16 protein-coding genes are annotated in these 19,713 nt (G+C 70.2%); 3 read left to right on the top strand and 13 right to left on the bottom strand.

All coding sequences use genetic code 11. The annotated features are described in order from the left end of the window. Positions 1–5: 5 nt before the first annotated feature. From QZW52_RS03070 to QZW52_RS03045, 6 genes are read right to left on the bottom strand one after another with little or no spacing between them, the layout of a single operon-like run. Complete coding sequence (locus QZW52_RS03070; RefSeq protein WP_293995123.1) at positions 6–728, bottom strand: lysophospholipid acyltransferase family protein; 723 nt, start codon at positions 726–728, stop codon at positions 6–8. Between the two features lie 55 nt (positions 729–783). Continuing rightward, on the bottom strand, positions 784–2,091 hold the full coding sequence (locus tag QZW52_RS03065; RefSeq protein WP_293995120.1) for a dihydroorotase: 1,308 nt from the start codon (positions 2,089–2,091) through the stop codon (positions 784–786). After that, positions 2,088–3,050, bottom strand: coding sequence for an aspartate carbamoyltransferase catalytic subunit (locus QZW52_RS03060; protein ID WP_293995117.1), 963 nt, complete (start codon positions 3,048–3,050; stop codon positions 2,088–2,090). Before QZW52_RS03060 ends, QZW52_RS03065 begins: the two co-directional genes overlap by 4 nt. Further along, on the bottom strand, positions 3,050–3,568 hold the full coding sequence (gene pyrR, locus QZW52_RS03055) for a bifunctional pyr operon transcriptional regulator/uracil phosphoribosyltransferase PyrR (protein ID WP_293995114.1): 519 nt from the start codon (positions 3,566–3,568) through the stop codon (positions 3,050–3,052). The genes QZW52_RS03060 and pyrR overlap by 1 nt, the downstream gene beginning before the upstream one ends. Beyond that, the gene (ruvX, locus tag QZW52_RS03050) at positions 3,565–4,005 is read right to left on the bottom strand and encodes a Holliday junction resolvase RuvX (protein WP_293995182.1); all 441 of its coding nucleotides are present in this window, start codon (positions 4,003–4,005) and stop codon (positions 3,565–3,567) included. Before ruvX ends, pyrR begins: the two co-directional genes overlap by 4 nt. 2 nt (positions 4,006–4,007) lie before the next feature. Continuing rightward, complete coding sequence (locus QZW52_RS03045; RefSeq protein ID WP_293995111.1) at positions 4,008–4,595, bottom strand: YqgE/AlgH family protein; 588 nt, start codon at positions 4,593–4,595, stop codon at positions 4,008–4,010. Positions 4,596–4,630: 35 nt separating this feature from the next. Here QZW52_RS03045 and QZW52_RS03040 point away from each other — a divergent pair, with 35 nt between their 5' ends. Beyond that, entirely contained in the window at positions 4,631–6,118 is a 1,488-nt protein-coding gene (locus QZW52_RS03040; protein WP_293995108.1) for a cryptochrome/photolyase family protein, read from the top strand. 31 nt (positions 6,119–6,149) lie between these two features. Here the strand turns inward: QZW52_RS03040 and QZW52_RS03035 are convergent, their stop codons facing one another. The 7 genes from QZW52_RS03035 to QZW52_RS03005 all read right to left on the bottom strand — a co-directional run bounded on the left by QZW52_RS03035 (position 6,150) and on the right by QZW52_RS03005 (position 17,307). Next, positions 6,150–7,247, bottom strand: coding sequence for a GGDEF domain-containing protein (locus QZW52_RS03035; RefSeq protein ID WP_293995106.1), 1,098 nt, complete (start codon positions 7,245–7,247; stop codon positions 6,150–6,152). Then, positions 7,244–13,345 carry a hybrid sensor histidine kinase/response regulator gene (locus QZW52_RS03030; RefSeq protein ID WP_293995103.1) on the bottom strand — a complete coding sequence of 2,034 codons (6,102 nt, stop codon included), beginning with the start codon at positions 13,343–13,345 and terminating at the stop codon, positions 7,244–7,246. The genes QZW52_RS03035 and QZW52_RS03030 overlap by 4 nt, the downstream gene beginning before the upstream one ends. Before the next feature lie 7 nt (positions 13,346–13,352). Beyond that, positions 13,353–15,698, bottom strand: coding sequence for a methyl-accepting chemotaxis protein (locus tag QZW52_RS03025; RefSeq protein WP_293995179.1), 2,346 nt, complete (start codon positions 15,696–15,698; stop codon positions 13,353–13,355). A 22-nt stretch (positions 15,699–15,720) separates the two neighbouring features. Beyond that, a complete protein-coding gene (locus QZW52_RS03020; RefSeq protein WP_293995100.1) occupies positions 15,721–16,251 on the bottom strand; it encodes a chemotaxis protein CheW in 531 nt (176 codons plus the stop codon). A 34-nt stretch (positions 16,252–16,285) separates the two neighbouring features. Next, positions 16,286–16,651, bottom strand: a complete 366-nt coding sequence (locus QZW52_RS03015) for a response regulator (protein WP_293995097.1) — start codon at positions 16,649–16,651, stop codon at positions 16,286–16,288. Between the two features lie 65 nt (positions 16,652–16,716). Next, entirely contained in the window at positions 16,717–17,142 is a 426-nt protein-coding gene (locus QZW52_RS03010) for a response regulator (RefSeq protein WP_293995094.1), read from the bottom strand. Between the two features lie 12 nt (positions 17,143–17,154). Then, complete coding sequence (locus QZW52_RS03005; protein ID WP_293995176.1) at positions 17,155–17,307, bottom strand: rubredoxin; 153 nt, start codon at positions 17,305–17,307, stop codon at positions 17,155–17,157. 130 nt (positions 17,308–17,437) lie between these two features. On the opposite strand from QZW52_RS03005, the gene thiD reads away from it, so the two are divergent. Beyond that, complete coding sequence (gene thiD / locus QZW52_RS03000) at positions 17,438–18,373, top strand: bifunctional hydroxymethylpyrimidine kinase/phosphomethylpyrimidine kinase (protein ID WP_293995091.1); 936 nt, start codon at positions 17,438–17,440, stop codon at positions 18,371–18,373. 34 nt (positions 18,374–18,407) lie between these two features. After that, positions 18,408–19,700: a glutamate-1-semialdehyde 2,1-aminomutase gene (gene hemL / locus QZW52_RS02995; protein ID WP_293995088.1), complete on the top strand. Its 1,293-nt coding sequence runs from the start codon at positions 18,408–18,410 to the stop codon at positions 19,698–19,700. Positions 19,701–19,713: the final 13 nt, after the last annotated feature.

Here is a 19,713-nt window from a genome sequence, read left to right as displayed (position 1 = left end):
TCGGTTCAAGCCGGATTGTGCGCTGCGTCGGACAAGCCCAGCGCCCCGGCGATCTGGCCGCGCACCGCCTGCACCAGCGCCCGCCGGTCCACGCCTTCGGACGACACCGGCTCCAGCACGCTGACGTGGACCTCGATCCCCGACGCGCAGGCGATCATCCAGAGACTTTGCACCAGCGTCGTTTCGCCGATGTAGGCCGCCGATGGGCTGACCGTGTGCCCCGGCTCCGAGAAGCGCAGCGCGATCGGCTGCACCGGTGCCCCGCTGCTCACCGCCGCCTGCAGCAGGTTGGCGTGGAAGGGGAGCAGGTGGTGGCCATCGGACGTGGTGCCCTCGGGGAAGAAGGCCACGGTGTCGCCCGCCTTGAGCGCCTCGGCCGACTGGTGGACCACGCGCAGCGCGTCGCGCTTGTTCTCGCGCTCGATGAAGAGCGTGCCGGCCTGCGTGATGAGCCAGCCGAGCAGCGGCCATGCCTTCACGTCCGACTTGGCCACGAAGCGGGCCTGCGGACAGACGGCGTGGACGGCCATGATGTCCAGCCACGAGACGTGGTTGATGGCCAGCAGTTGCGGCCCGTTCTGAAAGTGCCCGCTCGGTCGCAGCGTGATGCCCAGCAGCGCCAGCATCTCGGCCGACCACTGCTGGATGCGGGCACAGCGGTGGGCGGAGCTGGCGCCGTCGAACTCGCGCCACGCGATCCAGACGCCGCGCAGCACCTGCAGTGCCATGCGCCCGATCCGCCAGACCGCGCGCAGGCGTCGCCCGAAACCAGCCACCGCCACGTCAGCGCGTCTCGTGCGCGACGGTGCCGGCCACGAGCGTGGTGCGGACACGGCCGGGCAGCGCCATGCCCGTGTCGGCGAAGGCGAACGGCGTGTACTTGCCCTGACTCTCCAGCGCATCCGGCGTGACCGGCCACAGCGCCTCGGGGTCGAACACGCAGACATCGGCCACACCGCCCTCGACCAGCCGCCCCGCGCTCGACGACAGCGAGCCGAGCGCATCGCCCAGCACGCGCACCGGCTCGGACGTGACCCGCGCCAGCGTCTGCGGCAGCGACAGGCCGACATCCGCGCCCCACTTCAGCGCCATGCTCAGCAGCAGCTCCAGCCCGGTCGCGCCCGGCTCGGCTTCCGCGAAGGGCAGCGTCTTGGCGTCGCCCTCGACCGGCGTGTGGTCGGACACCAGCGCGTCGATCGTGCCGTCGGCCAGTGCCGCCCGCAGCGCATCGCGGTCGCGGCCCTGGCGCAGCGGCGGCGTCAGGCGCATCGCGGGGTTGAAGTAGCCGATGTCGATCTCGGTCAGGTGCAGCGAGTTGATGCTGACGTCGGCGGTCACCGGCAGCCCTTCGGCCTTGGCGCGTCGGAGCAGCTCGACCCCGGCCGCGCTCGACAGCCGGCACAGGTGGACCCGCGCCCCCGTGGAGCGCATCAGCTCGAAGATCGTGTGCATCGCGATCGTCTCGGCCGCCACCGGCACGCCGGACAGGCCCATGCGCGTGGCCACGCCGCCGCTGGCCGCAACCCCCTTGCCGAGCCAGTAGTCCTGCGGGCGCAGCCACACCGTGTAGCCGTGGGTCGAGGCGTAGAGCATCGACCGCTGCAGCACCAGCGTGTCCCGGATCGCCACGTCCGCCTGCGAGAAGCCGACACAGCCGGCCTCGGTCAGCTCGACCATCTCGGTCAGCGTCTCGCCCTTCAGTCCCTTGGTCAGCGCGCCCAGCGGGAACAGCCGGCACAAGCTGAGCTTGCGGGCGCGGAACTTGAGCATCTCGACCAGGCCGGGTTCGTCGAGCGCCGGGTCGGTGTCCGGCGGGCAGACGAGGCTGGTGACGCCGCCAGCCGCCGCCGCGTTCAGCTCGCTCTCCAGCATCCCTTTCTGCTCCTGCCCCGGCTCGCGCAGGCGGGCGGCCAGATCGACCAGTCCCGGCGCGACGATGCAGCCCGTCGCGTCAAGCGTGCGGTTCGGGTGGAAATCGGCGGGCGTGCGGCCGATGCCGACGATGCGGCCGGCGGCGATCGCCACTTCGGTGATTTCGTCGCGCCCGGAGGCTGGGTCGATCACGCGGCCGTTCTGGATCAGGATCTTCATGCTTCGTTCCCCGCAATGATCGACATGACGGCCATGCGCACGGCGATGCCGAACGTCACCTGCGGCAGGATCACGCTGTGCCGCCCATCCGCCACCGACGAGTCGATCTCCACGCCGCGGTTGATCGGGCCGGGGTGCATGACGATGCAGTCCGGCGCGGCCAGCGCGAGCTTGGCTTCAGTCAGGCCGTAGCTCTTGAAGAACTCGCCCGCGCTCGGCAGCATCGCACCGGTCATGCGCTCGTTCTGCAGCCGCAGCATGATGATCACGTCGGCATCCCGGATGCCTTCGGCCATGTCGTGGCAGACGCGCACGCCCATTTCGCGCAGGTCGCCCGGCACCAGCGTCTTCGGCCCGACGGCGCGGATTTCCGGCACACCGAGCGTCGTCAGCGCATGGATGTCCGAACGCGCGACCCGCGAATGCACGATGTCGCCGACGATCGCCACGCGCAGGTTGGTGAAGTCCTTCTTGTAGTGGCGGATCGTGTACATGTCGAGCAGCCCCTGCGTGGGGTGCGCGTGGCGGCCGTCGCCGGCGTTGACGACGTGGACGTGCGGGGCGCAGTGCTGGGCGATCAGGTACGGGGCGCCCGACTCGCTGTGGCGGACCACGAACATGTCGGCGTGCATCGCGGACAGGTTGGCGATCGTGTCGAGCAGGCTCTCGCCCTTGGCCGCGCTCGACTTGGCGATGTCGAGGTTGATCACGTCCGCGCTCAGGCGCTTGGCGGCGATCTCGAAGGTGGTGCGGGTGCGGGTCGAGTTCTCGAAGAACAGGTTGAACACCGACTTGCCGCGCAGCAGCGGCACCTTCTTCACCTCGCGGTCACTGACCGAGAGGAAGGTGCTCGCCGTGTCGAGGATGTGGTGCAGCACCGGCTTGGGCAGACCTTCGATCGACAGCAGGTGGATCAGCTCGCCGTGCTTGTTGAGCTGGGGGTTGCGGCGCGACAGCATCAGCGGGCCTCCTTGGTGTCCTGAATGTCCTGAACGGTGAAGCGGAACTGGCCGGCGTCGTCGCGGTCGAGCGCGAGCTGCTGCGTGGCCGGCAGCGCCAGACGCGCCGCGGCATACGCCGGCTGGATCGGCAACTGGCGCCCGCCCCGATCGACCAGCACCGCGAGCTGCACCGACGCCGGCCGCCCGAAGTCGAACAGCTCGTTGATGACAGCGCGGATGGTGCGGCCGGTGTAGAGCACGTCGTCGATCAGCACGATCGGGCGGCCGTCCACCGAAAAGGGCAGGTTCGTCGCATCCGTGGTCGAACCCAGGCCGCGGGAGCTGAAGTCGTCGCGGTGCAGGGTGCTGGAGATCACGCCGTGCGGTGTCGCCAGGCCGAGGTCGCGCTGCAGCCGCTCGGCCAGCCACGCGCCCCCCGACCACACGCCCACCAGCACCACGTCCGGCACGATCAAGGCACGCACGCCGGCCAGCAGCTCGGTGTAGAGCGCCTCGGCGTCAAGGTGCAGACTCATCGGGGTTCCTTTCGTTCTTGTTCATCCAGGTACTGGGTCAGCAGCAGCGCGGCGGCGGCGGCGTCGGCATCGCGGGCGCCGCTGGCCAGCACCTCGGTGGTGCTGTAACGCTCATCGACGCTGAACACGGGCAGACCGAAGCGCCCCTGCAACTGCCGGGCGAAGCGTTGCGCGCGGCGGGTATTGTCGTGGGCGGCGCCGTCCGGGTGGAAGGGGACACCGACGACCAGGGCGTCCGGCTGCCACTCGTGGATCAGCGCCGCGATCTTCACGAAGCGGGCATCGCCTTCGGCCGTGACCGTCGTCAGCGGGGTGCCGTGGCCGAGCAGGCGGTTGCCGCTGGCCACGCCGGTGCGCTTGAGTCCGTAATCGAAGGCAAGGAAGGTCTGCGGCAGACGGGACGGTGGCGACGGGCGCGCGGGCGGGGTGTCCGCCATGGTCATGCGTGGCCCGCGTCGTGCGACAGCATCGCCGGATCGACGCCCAGCAGCGCCAGCGCGCGGTGGTAACGCTGCTCGACGGGGGTGTCGAAAATGACGGCGGGGTCGGCGTCCACGTTGAGCCAGCCGTTGCGGGCCATCTCGTCTTCGAGCTGCCCGGCGCCCCAGCCCGCGTAGCCGAGGGTGATGAGCACGCGCTTGGGGCCGTCGCCGCCGGAGATGGCTTCCAGCACGTCGCGGCTGGTCGTCATCGCCAAGCCGCCGGGGACGGACAGCGACGAGGTGTAGGGGGCGTGGTCGTCGGCTTGCCGCTCGTGGAGCACGAAGCCGCGCTCGGTCTGCACCGGGCCGCCGTAGTACACCGGCTTGTCGGCCAGATCGGGGCGGTCGAGCGGCATGTCCACGCGCTCGAACAGGTGGCTGACGGTGATGTCGATGGGTTTGTTGATCACCAGTCCGAGGGCACCGCGTTCGGTGTGCTCGCAGAGGTAGACGACCGAGCCGGCGAAGCTGTCGTCGGCCATGCCGGGCATGGCGATCAGAAACTGGTTGGTGAGATTGATGCGACCAAGGGCAGGAGCGGACATGGCGCGGATTGTACCGATCGCGCAAACTGGCGGACATGCACACGCTCCCGCCCTCCCCTCGCCTGGACCCCGTGGACCGCACGCTGGTCTGGTTCCGCCGTGACCTGCGCCTGGACGACCACGCCGCGCTGCACCGCGCCTTGCGCCACGCCCGGCAGGTCTGGTGCGTCTTCGTCTTCGACACCACCATCCTCGACGCCCTGCCCCGCGCCGACCGGCGGGTCGAGTTCATCTGGCACAGCGTGGCCGAACTCGACCGGCTGCTGCGCGAGCGCGGCGGCGGGCTGCTGGTGCGCCACGGTGATCCGCGCAGCGAGATCCCGGCGCTGGCGCAGGCGCTGCGGGTGCAGGCGGTTCACGTCAACCGTGACGACGAGCCAGCCGCAGTGGCGCGGGACGCCAAGGTGCGCGGCGCGCTGGCGGAGGCGGGCATCTCGTTCCTGAGCTGGAAGGACCAGGTGATCTTCGAGCGCGACGAGGTGATGACCGCCGGGGGGACGCCGTTCTCGGTCTTCACGCCCTACAAGAACGCCTGGCTGCGCAAGCTCGACCCGTTCTACCTGCGCGCCTACCCCATCGAGCGCCATGCCCACGCCCTGGCCGCGGTGCCCGCTGCGCTCGACCGGGGTGCTCCCAGCCTGTCGGACCTCGGTTTCCTGCCCACCGACATGGCCGCCCGGCTGCACCCTGGGGCCAGTGGTGGCGCCCACCTGCTGCTCGACTTCCTGGAGCGCATCGACCACTACGCCGACACCCGCGATTTCCCGGCCGTGAAAGGCCCAAGCTACCTGAGCGTCCACCTGCGCTTCGGCACGGTGTCGATCCGCCAGCTCGCCCGGCTGGCGCACGAGCGCATGGTCGGCGGCTCGCGGGGGGCGGAGGTCTGGCTGTCGGAGCTGGTCTGGCGCGATTTCTACCACCAGATCCTGCACCACCACCCGCGCGTGGTCAGCCACTGCTTCAAGCCGGACTACGACGCCGTGAAATGGGAGCATGGCAAGCACGCCGACGCGCTCTTCGCCGCCTGGTGCGAGGGCCGCACGGGCTATCCGCTCGTGGACGCCGCGATGCGCCAGCTCAACCAGACCGGCTACATGCACAACCGGCTGCGCATGGTGGCGGCGAGTTTCCTGACCAAGCACCTCGGCATCGACTGGCGGCGGGGCGAAGCGTATTTCGCGCTGCACCTGAACGACTTCGATCTGGCGGCGAACAACGGCGGCTGGCAGTGGGCGGCCTCGACCGGCTGCGATGCCCAGCCGTATTTCCGCATCTTCAACCCGATGACGCAGAGCCGGAAGTTCGACGCGGCCGGGCGCTTCATCCGCCGCTACGTGCCGGAGATTGCCGGGCTGGACGACGACGCGGTCCATGCGCCGTGGGAAGCCAAACCGATGGAGCGGCTGGCGGCGGGGGTGGAACTGGGGAAGACGTATCCGGCGCCGGTGGTCGTGCATGAGGAGGCGCGGGTGGCGACGCTGGCGCGGTTCGATGCGGTCAAGAAGCCATTGCACAAGACCTGAATCCGACGCACCGCGGCACGCCGGCCCGTCCTCAGAACAACTCGATTTCGCCGCAGTGGCTGGTGTCCTCGATCAGCCCCTGGGCCACCAGCACCTCGTGGGAATGGGTCTGGTTCCGGCCGTTCGTCTTGCCGTGGTAGACCGCCTTGTCGGCGCGGTCGAAGCAGGCTTGCGGGGTGTCGCCAGGGCGCACGTCGCTGAAACCGATGCTGACCGTGACGTGGTGGATCGCCGGGAAGTCGCAGGACGCGATCGCATGGCGGAACCGCTCGAACGCCGTCATCGCACCGGCCTCGCCGCGGGCGGTCAGCAGCACCACGAACTCCTCGCCACCAAAGCGGTAGAGCTGGTCGTCGAAGCGGAACACCGACTCCATGATGCGCCCCACGATCGACAGCACCTCGTCGCCGACGGTGTGGCCGAAGCGGTCGTTGACGAGCTTGAAGTGGTCGATGTCGATGACGCCGAGCCAGTGTCGGCGCACGACCACCCCGGCGCGGCGGTCTGGCGTCTGGCTGTCGTCGTCAGGGGCGCCGTAGATGCGGCGGGCTTCGGCCACCGTGGCGTGCATGAAGGCGGTATCGAACCGCTTGCGGTTGAGCAGCCGGGTCAGCGTGTCGCGCTCGCTGTAGTCGAGCAGGCCGAGCACGTTGCGGTGGGCCTGGAGCAGGCGCTGCACCTCGGTGTGGGCGGCCACGTCCGGCGGAGCCGCCGTGTCCAGCTCCACCAGCCCGTCGAGCGCGTCGCCTTCGTCGGTGAACAGCGGCCAACCGGTGTGCCAGCCCGGTGCCGCGGTCTGCGCCGTGGTGAGCGCCGTGGTGAGCGCCACACCCGCCTCCGCGCAGCGCACCAGATCCGGCCGGTCGTGCCACGGCACCAGCGTGCGGGCGGCATCGTCGAGGCGCTCGGCCAGGGTGACGCCCGCGTGGCCAGGGTGCTGCTCGCCGCACAGCATCCAGTGCTGCGCGCTGCCCGCCTCGCCCTTCACCCGCCACAGCCGCACCCGCATGGCATCCGTCCGCGCCCCCAGCGCGGCCAGCAGGAGCGCATCGACCTCGGCCCGCTCGCGGCTGCGGGTCATCGCCAGCACCGTGTCGAGCAGGTCGGGCGGGGCCGGGCGCTGACTCATGGGCGGGTGTGCGACGCGATCAGGCGCAGCAGCTCGTCTTCGCTGTAGGGTTTGCCGAGGTAGTGGCTGGCACCGAGTTCGAGCGCCAGATCGCGGTGCTTGCTGGCGATGCGCGAGGTGATCATCGCCACCGGCAGCCCCGCCAGCCGGGCATCGCTGCGGATGTTGCGCAGCAGGTCGAAGCCGTCCATGCGCGGCATCTCGATGTCCGACAGCACGACCACCGGCCGCTCGCCCGCCAGCAGATCCAGCGCCTCCAGGCCATCCTTGGCGAGTGCCACGCGGTAGCCCTCGCGCTCCAGCAGGCGCTTGGTGATGCGGCGCACGGTGAGCGAATCGTCCACCACCAGCACCAGTGGCGCCGGTCGGGCCAGCTCGACCGGTGCATGGTCGTCCGGGCCGGTGAGGGCGGCGACCTGCATCAGCCGCTGCGCCCGCAGGCCGTAGACCGCCGCCAGCGCGACCGGGTTGTAGATCAGCGCCACCGCCCCGGAGGCCAGCAGCGTCATGCCCGCCAGCCCCGGCACCCGCGCCAGTTGCGCGCCCAGGTTCTTCACCACGACTTCGTGGTTGCCCAGCACGTCGTCCACATGCAGCGCCACCCGCTGCTGCGCCGAACGCACGATGACCACCGGCAGCGTCCGCCCGCTCATCTCCAGGCTGCGGCCCGGGTGGTCGAGCAGCGCCCCGAGCCAGTAGAACGGCAGCGTCTGGCCAGCGTAGGCATATTGGCCTTCGTGGTACGCCTGCACCACGCGCTCGCCCGGCGCGCGCTGGACCAGCTCGATCAGGTTGGACGGCACGGCGATCGAGCGCGTGCCCGCCCGCAGGATCACCACCTGCGTCACCACGGTCGTCAGCGGCAGCACCAGCTTGAAGCAGGTGCCCCGGCCGGCCTCGGAGCGGATCTCGATGCGCCCGCCCAGCGACTGCACGTCCGACTTGACGACATCCATGCCGACCCCGCGCCCCGCCACCTCGGACAGCACCGCCGCCGTGGACAGCCCCGGCGCGAAGATCAGGTCCGCCAGCGCCGCGTCCGCGACCACGGCATCGGCGGGGACCAGCCCCATCGCCACCGCGCGGGCGTGGATGCGGCCCAGGTCCAGCCCGGCACCGTCGTCGCGCAGCTCGACGCAGACCTCGTTGCCCTCCTGCACCAGCGTCATCGTGATGCTGCCGATGGCGTCCTTGCCCGCGGCCACGCGCTGCTCGGGTGCCTCGATGCCGTGGGTGACGCCGTTGCGCAGCAGGTGCTCGAAGGCGGCGGTCATGCGGTCCAGCACGCCACGGTCCACCTCGACCCCACCACCCACGATGTCGAAGCGCACCTGCTTGCCGACCTCCTTGGCCGCCAGCCGCACGACGCGGTACAGGCGCTCGGACAGGCTCTCGAACTCGACCATGCGCGTGCGCAGCAGGTCGCCCTGCAGTTCGCGGGTCAGGCGGGCCTGCACGGCGAGTTCGTCCTCGGCGGTCTGGAGGGTCCGCTGCAGCGCGCTGCGCACGGTGGCCACGTCGTTGACCGACTCGGCCATCATCCGCGTCAACTCCTGCAGCCGGGTGTAGCGGTCGAGTTCGAGCGAATCAAACTCCTGCGCCGCGGCGCGGGCCGCCTCGCGGCGCGATTCAAGCTGGGTGTCGGCCTGCAGCGTCACGTCGTGCAACTGCCGGCTCAGGCGCTCCAGGTTGTCGGTGAGGTCGCCCAGGGAGCTGCGGATGTGGCCGATTTCGGCGTCGAGACGCGAGCGGGTGATGCTGACCTCGCCGGCCAGGTTGACCAGCCGGTCCAGCAGCGCCGCCCGCACCCGCACCGGCTGCGGATTGAGCACCACGCGCTCGGGCGGCACGACCGGCACGCCGCCCGCAGGGGCGATGAAGCGGGACCAGTCGATGCCACCCGCCCCTGCCGCATCGGCGGGCAGCAGCACGGTGGCCGTGGTGGCCGCCCGCGCAGCAGCGCCGGGCGTGGGCGCAGCGGGCCGGCGGGATTCGTCGGACAGCGGGCGCGGCGGGGTGAGCGTGGTCTGGGCCCAGGGCGCGGCGACGATCGTGGACGCGGGCATCGACTGCCGCTCGCGCAGCGCCTCGAACGCCGCCACCAGCGCATCCACCCGCTGGGCCAGCACCGCCAGCCCAGCCCCCGATGCGGCCACGCCGCCCGCCAGCAGCGACTCGACCGCCGACTCGAAGCGGTGCGCCAGCTCGCCCAGGCGCATCGCCCCGGCCAGCCGGGCGCTGCCCTTGAAGGTGTGCAGCGTCCGCATGCAGGCGGTCGAGGCGCCGGTGTGGGCGGGGTGGTGCAGCCACGCGGCGACCTGGGACTCCAGCCGGGGCAACAGCTCCTGGGCTTCCTCGGCAAAGATCGGGAACAGGTCGGCATCGACCTGGTCGAGCTGGTCGATGTCAGCGTCGAATTCGTGGTCGATCGCGGGCGTGGCGATCGGCGGGGGTACGGGAATGGGAGCAGATGCAGGGGCAGGGGCAGGGGCAGGTGCAGGTGCAGGTGCAGCCACCTCGGGTCCGGCTTGGCTGTCGGACAGCAGTCGCTGCTGGACGGCGTGGCTCCACGCCTGCAGCCGCTCGCTGACCAGCGGCGACGCGGTCTGCAGGAAACCCGCCGCGAACTGGTGCAGCAGCCGGCGGATGTCGTCGCTGACCATGACGAACAGCTCGGCCTCGGCCGGGTCGATCGCGCTGGTGGCCTGCAGCGCCAGCGCCTGGTTCAGCGCGTGCTCCAGCGTGCGGGCCAGGTGGGCGAGTTCGGTGAAGCCGACGGTGGCCGAGTTGCCGGCCAGCGTGTGCGCCAAGGTCACGGCCTCGTCGCCCAGCAGGCGCGGCAGCTCCATCGCCCACAGCGTCAGCTCGGTGCCCAGGCGGCGCGAGACCTCGTCCGCCTCGTTGAGGTAGATGTTGAACAGCGGAATCTGCAGGCGCAGCGGGCCGATGACCTTGATCTGGTCGTCGTCGCCTTGCCGGTCGGGCTGCGCAGCGCGCAGCACGTCCGCGGCGATCTGGGCGCGCACACCGTCCAGGTCGATCACGTCGGCCATGGGCAACACAGGCAACTCGGGCAGCACGGGCGGTTCTGGCTGTTCCGGTGGCCCGGATGGCTCCGCCGGGTGGCCCAGATCGAGGCGTTCGATGTCCGGCAGCGGCTCGGGCGGACGGACCAGATTGGCCTCGGGCAACGGGCCGCTCAGGGTCGCGTGGGCCGAGGAGGTGGTGGTCTGCAGCGGTGCGCGCCAACTGTGGTGCTCGTCGTCCAGTTCGGGCAAACCGACCTCGATGCGCTCGACCAGCCCGTCCGGCAGCTCGAAATCGTCGAACGAGACATCGACCGCCGGCGGGCTGAAGTCCAGCGGCAGGTCGATGAGCATCGGCGCCTCCTGCCGCTCTGGCGCGCGCCACATGGCCCCGCCAAGCTCCATCGGCCGCGTGGCCTGCAGCGGCTCCATCAACGGCCGGACGGGCTCGTCGAACGGCACCTCCAGATCGACCTGTCCGCCCTCGGACAGCCCCCCCCAGCGTGAACCCGCACCCGACCCGGAACCGGCGGGCGGCGGCGCCGGCGGCATCGACTGCCCCGGCAGGCACACCCGCATCAGCTCGCCCGCCTGGCGCAGCACCTCGGCGCCGGCCATCACCGGCTCGGGCAGGAAGTCGCTCGCGTCGCGGCGACCGATCGCCTCGGTCCAGGCGCCAAAGTAGCGCAGGGCATCACCGGTGAAGGTGCGCAGATCGGGGCTGGCGGGCGTCTGCTCGGCCAGCCAGTGGTTGTAGAGCTGCTCGCACGACCAGGCCGCTTCGCCGAAGGCGTTGAAGCCGACCATGCGCGCACTGCCCTTGAGCGTGTGGAAAGCGCGGCGCAGGTGGGTGAGCAGCGGCAGGTTGGCGGGGGTCTGGGCCAGGGCATCGAGCGTGGCATGGCCTTCGAGCACCACCTCGCGGGACTCCTCCAGGAAGACCTCGCGCATCTCGTCGTCGTCTTCCAGGCCGGTGGGCTGGAAAACGGGCATGTCCAGCGGATTCGGCGCCGGCGGACGCGAGGTCAGCGGCGGGCCGAGCGGGTCCAGCCCCAGCGGCGCGGTGGCGGTCGCGACGAAGTCCTGCATTTCCTGCAGCACCTGGGCATGGTCCTCGTCGTGGTCGAGCGCCAGGCGGGCAGCGTTCAGGCGGGCGGCCAGGGCGGGCAGCGCCGCGACCTGGGCATCGTTCTGCAGCGCCTGCAGCTCGGCGGCCACCGCTTCGCGCGACACCAGCCCGTTCTGCACCGCGTCGGCGATGGCCTCGGCGCGGCTGATCACGTCGGCCGTCACCACCGAGCGGCCCATCACCGGCGAGAGCACGCCCAGCAGCGGATCGAACTGGAACAGCGACTTCGCCACGACCGGCTGCACGTTCAGCATGTCGATCAGGAAGCCCAGCGCCCCCAGGTTGGCCGCCAGCCGCTGGAAGGCGCTGAGGGTGCGTGGATCCTGCGGCTGGTGCTCGCTGTGCAGCAGGTGCTCCACGTCCTCGCGCATCCGGTGCAGCGTCTGGATCGCCCCCTCGATGCCCAGCACCGACAGCACGCCGCGCATCGAACCCAGCAAGCCCGGCACCCCCGCCAGCAACCCGCTCTCCTGCGGGCTGCGGAAGAACTGGTCGATCTGCTGCTCCACCTCGCCGAGCGTGGCGCGCAGCTCCTGCACCACGCTGCCGAGCGTGAGGCGCTCGCTGACACGGCGGTAGAGCGCCTCCATCCAGGGTTCCAGCGGCTGCGAACGCTGACCAGCGGTCACGCGGTCGATACGTTCGGCCAGCCGCACGGCGTGGTCGGCGTGGCCGGTGCGGTCCACATCGGACTCGTCGAGCGCCGCCTCCAGGTAGAGCAGGCTGGTGGCGACCTCCATGCCAAGCTCCGGCCCTGGCGGCCGGTTGCTGCGCACGACGGTGGTGGCGGCAGCGCCCAGTGCGCGGGCGAGCTGGCCGCCGTCCTCGTAGAGCCGGCTGATCGATTCACCCACCAGGGTGAACACGTCCAGCAGGGGGACGCTGCGGTGCGGATCGCGGAAGGCTTCCGGCGAGGAGACCAGGCTCCAGGCGTCCTTGGCCGATTTCACGCGCTTGCGGGTCTGCTGCACCTGCGCCGGGTCGCTGCGGCCGTAGCCCGGCGTGTTGTAGTCGAGCGGGGTGTAGCGGCCGAGGTGGTAGGCCGCGTGGACCGCGGCGAGCATGGGCGCCGGCTGCTCAGGGCGTGGCCAGGCGCGGGCGCAGTAGAACAGCAGGTCTTGCGCCAGCCGCTCCGAAAATCCTTCCTCGCCCTTGGCCCGGCTGCGCAGTTGCGCCATGACGCGGGACGCAGTGCGCTTGACGAACATGTCCAGCGGCAGCAGCCCGAGCGACCACGCCTGGAAAAACGCCGAAGCCAGCCGCCACAGCGTCGCCTCCTCGGCGCTGTCGGCGGCCAGGGCAAGGCTGGCGCAATCGCGCGCCAGCGCCGCCGACGCCGCGGGCGTGTTCTGGCGCATCAGCCCGAGCAGGGCACGCTCGACGCTGGCAAGCATGGCCGCATCCGCCCGGTGGGCCACGCTGCCCGCGACATCGGGCACTTCGCGCAGACGCCAGTCGTGCGCCCAGAGATCGGCGGGGTGGATGCGCTCGGCGCCATTCAGCTCCAGCAGCACCCGCCACTGCGCGAACAGCCCCACCGCCTGCACCGGCTTGCCCGCCAGTTTCTGGCCCAGGTAGTCGAGCAGCGCCAGCGACGCCTTCTCGACCGCCTCCACGCCGGCCGCGTCCAGCCGCTGCGGCTTGGCGACGAACCGCTGCACCAACTGTTCCGCCGAGCGCAGCAGCAGCGCCCCCTCGGGCAGGTTGACCAGCTCCAGCGCGCCCACACCCTGGTGGATCTGCTGCCGGGCGGTGCGCAGGATGGCCGGCTCGACATCGTCCAGGTCCGAGCCGGCCGCGGCACCGACCTCGCGCAGGTAGCGGCGCAGCGCCTTGTGCGCCGCCTCCAGCGTCTTGCGCAACTCGTCCAGCACCCAGCCCAGGGCGCTGAGGTCATCGGTCACGGCGGTGTGCGCGGCGGTGTGGTGCAGGTCCATCGGCATCAACTGATCAATTGATCTTGAATCGCGCCACCGACTGCCGCAATTCCTCGGCCGTGCGGGACAACTGGCGCACGAGCTGCGCGGTGGAGCGGGTGCCCTCGCCGGTCTGCTCGGTGACGGCGAAGATGTGCTGGATATTCTGCGCCACGACGGTGGCGTTTTCGGCTTCCTGGCGGGCCTGCGACGAGATGGCCTCGATCAGCTCGGCCAACTGGCGCGAGATGCGGTCGATCTCGGTCAGCGCCGTACCGGCGTTGTCCGAGAGCTTGGCCCCCTCGACCACGCCTTGCGTCGAACGCTCCATCGCCACGACCGCGTCCGCCGTGTCGGTCTGGATGGTTTTCACCAGCACGGCGATCTGGCGCGTCGCGTCGCCCGAGCGTTCGGCCAGCCGCTGCACCTCCTCGGCCACGACCGAGAAGCCCCGCCCCGCCTCGCCCGCCGACGCCGCCTGGATCGCGGCGTTCAGCGCCAGCACGTTGGTCTGCTCGGTGATGTCGGAAATCAGCTCGGTGATCTCGCCGATCTCCTGCGAGGACTCGCCCAGGCGCTTGATGCGCTTGGAGGTTTCCTGGATCTGCTCGCGGATGGTGTTCATGCCGCCGATGGTGTCGAGCACCGCGGTCAGCCCGGAGGTCGCCGCCGACAGCGAGTGCCGCGCCACGTCGGCCGACTGCTGCGCCTGGCCCGAGACACGCTGGATGCGGCCGGCCATCTGCAGCACCGCCTCGCCGGTCTCGCGGATCTCGCGCAACTGCTCGTCGGACGCGGCCAGCAGCTCGGTGGAGGTGGCCTCGACCTGCTGGGTGGTGTCGGTGACGCGCGCCACCGTGCCCTGCACCTGCGAGACCAGCGAGCGCAGTTCTTCCACGGTGTAGTTGACCGAGTCGGCGATGGCGCCGGTGATGTCTTCGGTGACGGTGGCCTGCTGCGTCAGGTCGCCCTCGGCCACGGTCTGCAGCTCGTTCATCAGCCGCAGGATCGCCGCCTGGTTGGCGTCGTTGACCCGCTTGGCCTCGCGCTCCTGGCGTTCGGCTTCGAGACGCTGCACGTCCGACACCGACGCCCGCTGGCGCTGGTCCGCCGTGAACACCAGCAGCAGCCCCAGCCCGCCCAGCAGCCCGAGCAGCAGCGACAGCCCCAGCAGCCCGACATTGAGCCAGCCGATGCCGCCCACCGACGCCACGCTGGCCTGGACCTGCGTCAGCCCTTGCCGCAGCACTTCGGTGTCGGCGAGGATGGCCGTCTGCGCCTCGCGGGCAGAGACGAGGCCCTGCAGGTTGCCGAGGATGGCGCCGGCGTGGGTGCGCAGCGCCTCGTGCGATTTCAGCAGTGCCTCCAGCCGGGCACGCACCTGCGGATCCTTGCTGGCGGTCAGGCGCAGGTCCGGGTTGCCATCGAGCAGCCCGCGGGCCACGTCGCGGAAGGTGTTCAGATCCTTGCCGAGCAGGAACAGCGCCTCGGGCGACACGCCTTCGACGGTGAGCGACTCGTTGGCGGACTTGCCGATGCGCTGGGTCAGCATCACCAGCCGGCCCGCCGCGGACACCTCGGTCGGCAGCGCGTCCTGCTGCACCTTGGCCGCGGCCACCGCCTCGGCCGCGTCGAGCAGCTCGCCCGACTGGCGGTTGATCGCCTTGAGGGCAGCGCCGACCTGGGTCAGCAGTTGCTCCTGGGCCAGCACGGTGCCGGCGTTCTTCTCGGTCTTGTCCACCACGGCCAGCAGCGGCTCGACCAGGCTGCGCGTGGTGAGCGACACCGCCTGGAGACCACTGTCGGCCCGGCCGCTCTGCAGGCCGCGCACGCTGGAGGCCAGCACCGCCGTCGATTCGCGCACCTCGGCAAACGCCTGCGGCTGCGCGGCCAGCGCCTGCAGCACCGCCTTGGCCAGCCGCTGGGACTGCATAAGCGCCTGCCCCGTCGCGCCGATCTGGGCCGAACTGCCGCCCGCCGAACGCACCGCCATCACCGACGCCAGCACCAGCCCCAGGCCGCCCAGCGCCAGCAGCACGCCCAGAAACCGCTGCTGCCGGTCCGACGACCAGCCGCCGATCAACGGCAGCCGGACGCGGGCACCCAGCAGCGCGCGCCGCGGCGCAGCACCCGAGGCGGGACGGCGCTCGTGGCGAGGCATCTGCAGGCTCGACGGCGCCGCCTCGCTGATGATGGAGCCTTCGGCCACCGAGATCGTGGTGCCGAGCGAGCCATCCTGCACCGTGTCGCGCAGGTCGTCGTGCTCCTCGTCGCTGACCGTGTACGGGCCGGCGTAGGACTCGTCATCCGGCAACGGCGCCTCCGGCCCGCCCTGCTGCCGGTGCTTGCCCTTGCCTTTGAGCTTGTCGATGAACCCCATCCCCGCCTCGTCTTTCACGCTGTCAGTCCACGCCGATGATGCGCAGGAAACGGGCGTCGCGCGGCAGCATCGACAAACGCAGCTCCTGCCAGAGCCGCCCGGAAGTGTCGAGCCAGCGCCCGCCGGCGAAATCCGGTTGCGGCTGGCCGTCCGCTGCCACCGGGGTCATCTGGTCGGCGTGGCGCAGCCCGGCCAGTTTGTCGATCAGCAGCGCCGCGTTCAGCTCCAGCGCCGGATTGAAGGCCACGACCCGCGCCTGCTCGCGCACCGCGGCCGGGATCCGTTCCCGCAAGCCCAGAAATCCGGCCAGGTCCACCACCCCCGTCAGCGCCCCACGCAGATTCGCCACCCCGAGGAACCACGGCTCGGTGTGCGGCACGCTCAGCAGCGACCCCGGCTGGAAAATCTCGCCCGCTTCGGCCAGCGGAAACAGGAAGGCGTGTCCGGCGCACTCGACCGCCAGCCAGCCCACCGTGTGCTCGATGCTGCGCACTTCCTGCAGCCGCTCGGCCAGCCGACCCTGCAACTCCCTCAGTGCTTCCTTGTTGGCCATGAGGGCTCCTGGTGGTGGACGTTCGGCGCGGCGTTCAGCCGAAGGCCCGGATCTTCTGGACCAGCTCGTCGGGGTTGACGGGCTTGACCACGTAATCCCGTGCGCCCTGGCGCATGCCCCAGACCTTGTCGGTCTCCTGGCTCTTGCTGGTGCACATGATCACCGGCACATCGGCGTAGCGCGGATCGCGGGTGATGGTGCGGGTGAGCTGGAAGCCGTTCTGGCCGGGCATCACCACGTCCATGAGGATCAGGTCGGGCTTTTCCTCGGCGATGCGGCGCAGGGCCTCGTCGCCGTTCTCGGCCGTGCGGACACGGAAACCCTGGCGCACCAGCAGGTCGGTCAGGACATGCAGTTCGGTCCGGGAGTCGTCCACCAACAGGATGTTGTGTATCGGCATGGCGGGTCGTTGGGGTGCGGGTCGTCGCAACCGGACTCAGCGCGGGCTGGTCCGGCCAACGCCCATCAGGACACCACCCGACAGTGCAACTGCACCGCCTGGAGCAACTGGTCCTTGGTGAAGGGCTTGGTCAGGTAGTCTTCCGAGCCGACCATGCGCCCGCGGGCCTTGTCGAACAGCCCGTCCTTGGACGACAGCATGATGACCGGCACGTTGGCGAACTCGGGGTTGCGCTTGAGGATGGCGCAGGTCTGGTAGCCGTCGAGCCGCGGCATCAAGATGTCGCAGAAGATCAGGTCCGGGCGGTGGTCGCTGACCTTGGCCAGCGCGTCGAAGCCGTCCTCGGCCAGCACGACCTCGCAGCCGCCCTGCTTCAGGAAGATCTCGGCGCTGCGGCGGATGGTGTTGCTGTCGTCGATCACCAGCACACGCGTGACCGGGCGCTCGCGTTCGGAACGTCCGGAAGTGGGGGTGTCAGGCAGGTGTTCCACGACAGTGCTCGATCAGATTTGGACCATCTCGAAATCTTCCTTGCGGGCGGCGCATTCCGGGCAGACCCAGTTCATTGGAACATCCCCCCAGGCCGTGCCCGGTGCGAGGCCATGCTCCGGATCGCCGGTCGCTTCGTCATAGATCCACCCACAGATCAGACACATCCAGGTTTTCGAAGGGCTCACGGCGTGTGTTCAGCTTGTCTACAATGGACAAAGATTGTAGCCACTGGCCTTGCCCGCAGGACAAGAACAGTCCGAGAACAGTCGGAACCCTTGACAACAATTGCCCCGGATGAACCCCAACGCAACCGACATCGTCAGTGACGACCCGCAGGATCTGCCGGCCCCGGCTTGCGTGATGAGCTTCAATGCCAGCGACGCCACCGGCGCTGGCGGTGTCGCTGGCGACATCGCCACCATCGCCGCCATGGGCGCACACGCCCTGCCCGTGATCTCCACCATCGTCATGCGCGACACGGCCGAGATCTTCGAGCACACCCCGCTCGACCCCGAAACCGTCGTCGAGCAGGCCCGCAGCGTCCTGGAAGACGTGACCATCTCCGCCTGGAAGGTCGGCTTTCTGGGCAACGCCGACAACGTCAGCGCCGTGGCCGAGGTGCTGTCCGACTACCCGGACGTGCCGCTGGTGACCTACCTGCCCACGCTGTCCTGGATGGACGACGAGGACGAGGCCACGTCCTACCACGAGGCCCTGCGCGAACTCGTGCTGCCGCAGACGCTGGTGCTGATCGGCAACCAGAAGACGCTCACCGACTTCCTGCTGCCCGACTGGGACTCCGAACGCCCGCCGTCGGCCCGCGAACTCGCGGTCGCCGCCGGCAAGCATGGCACGCAGTACGTCCTCGTCACCGGCCTGCAGTTGCCCAACAACCAGGTGGACAACGTGCTCTCGTCGCCGCAAGGCGCCATCACGGGCGAGAAGTTCGAGCGGTTCGAGACCACGTTCATCGGCGCCGGCGACACGCTCTCGGCCTCGATCGCCGCGCTGATGGCCACCGGGCAGGAGCTGCACATCGCCGTCTCCGAGGCGCTGGCCTTCCTCGACCAGTCGCTGGATTCCGGCTTCCGTCCGGGCATGGGCAACGTCGTGCCCGACCGCTTCTTCTGGGCCATCCCCCCGGACGACGAGGACGAAGACGGCGAGGACATCATCGATGCCATGTCCGCCGACATCGACTCGCCGACCAAGCCGCGCAGCATCCACTGACCAACCCGGCGCCGGTCCGCCCGGCGCGAGACCGATGACCACCAACGACCAGTTGTTCGAACGTGCCCGGAAGGTGATTCCGGGCGGCGTGAATTCTCCCGTGCGCGCTTTCCGTGCGGTGGGCGGCACCCCGCGTTTCATCGCCCGCGCCCAAGGCCCCTACATGTGGGACGCCGAAGGCAAGCGGTTCATCGACTACATCGGCTCGTGGGGTCCGATGATCCTGGGCCACGGCCACCCGGCGGTGCTCGCGGCGGTCCAGCAGGCGGCGACCGAGGGCTTCAGCTTCGGCGCCCCGACCGAGCGCGAGGTCGAGCTGGCCGAGGAGATCCTGTCGCTGGTGCCGAGCGCCGAGCAGATCCGCCTCGTCAGCTCCGGCACCGAAGCCGCGATGACCGCGATCCGGCTGGCGCGTGGCGCCACGGGGCGGTCGAAGTTCATCAAGTTCGAAGGCTGCTACCACGGCCACGCCGACGCGCTGCTGGTCAAAGCCGGCTCCGGGCTGGCCACGTTCGGCAACCCGACCTCGGCGGGCGTGCCCCCGGAAGTCGTGCAGCACACGCTGGTCCTCGAATACAACAACCTCGAACAGATCGAAGAAGCCTTCCGCCTGCACGGCCCGGAACTCGCCTGCGTGATGATCGAGCCGATCGCGGGCAACATGAACTTCGTGCGGGCGCAGGTGCCGTTCGTCAAGCGCATCCGCGAACTGTGTGACCAGCACGGTGCGCTGTTCGTGTTCGACGAGGTGATGACCGGCTTCCGCGTCGCCCTCGGCAGTGCGCAGAGCCTGTACGCCGAAGCGATCCCCGGTTTCGCGCCGGACATCAGCGTGTTCGGCAAGGTGATCGGCGGGGGCATGCCGCTGGCCGCGTTCGCCAGCTCGCGCCGGATCATGGAACACCTCGCCCCGCTCGGCACCGTCTACCAGGCCGGCACGCTCAGCGGCAACCCGGTCGCCACCGCCTGCGGTCTGGCGACGCTGCGCGAGATCCGCAAGCCGGGCTTCTTCGACGACCTCTCGCGCAAGACCCGAATGCTCGTGGACGGTTTGAAGGGCGCGGCGGATGCGGCCGGCGTGCCGTTCTCGGTGGACAGCCAAGGTGGCATGTTCGGCTTCTTCTTCATGCCCGAGCTGCCGCAGAACTACACCACCGTGATGACCACCGACCAGCCGCGCTTCAACCGCTTCTTCCACGGCCTGCTCGACCGCGGCGTCTACATCGCCCCGGCGCTGTATGAAGCCGGCTTCGTCAGCGCCGCGCACACCGACGCCGACATCGCCGAGACGGTCGCCGTCGCCGCTGACGTGCTGCGCAGCTTGTGAGCGAAGGAACACC

The organism is Sphaerotilus sp. (assembly GCF_013299175.1).
In the GTDB taxonomy this organism is placed as follows: domain Bacteria; phylum Pseudomonadota; class Gammaproteobacteria; order Burkholderiales; family Burkholderiaceae_C; genus Sphaerotilus.
This window is presented reverse-complemented; position numbering and strand designations above follow the sequence as displayed.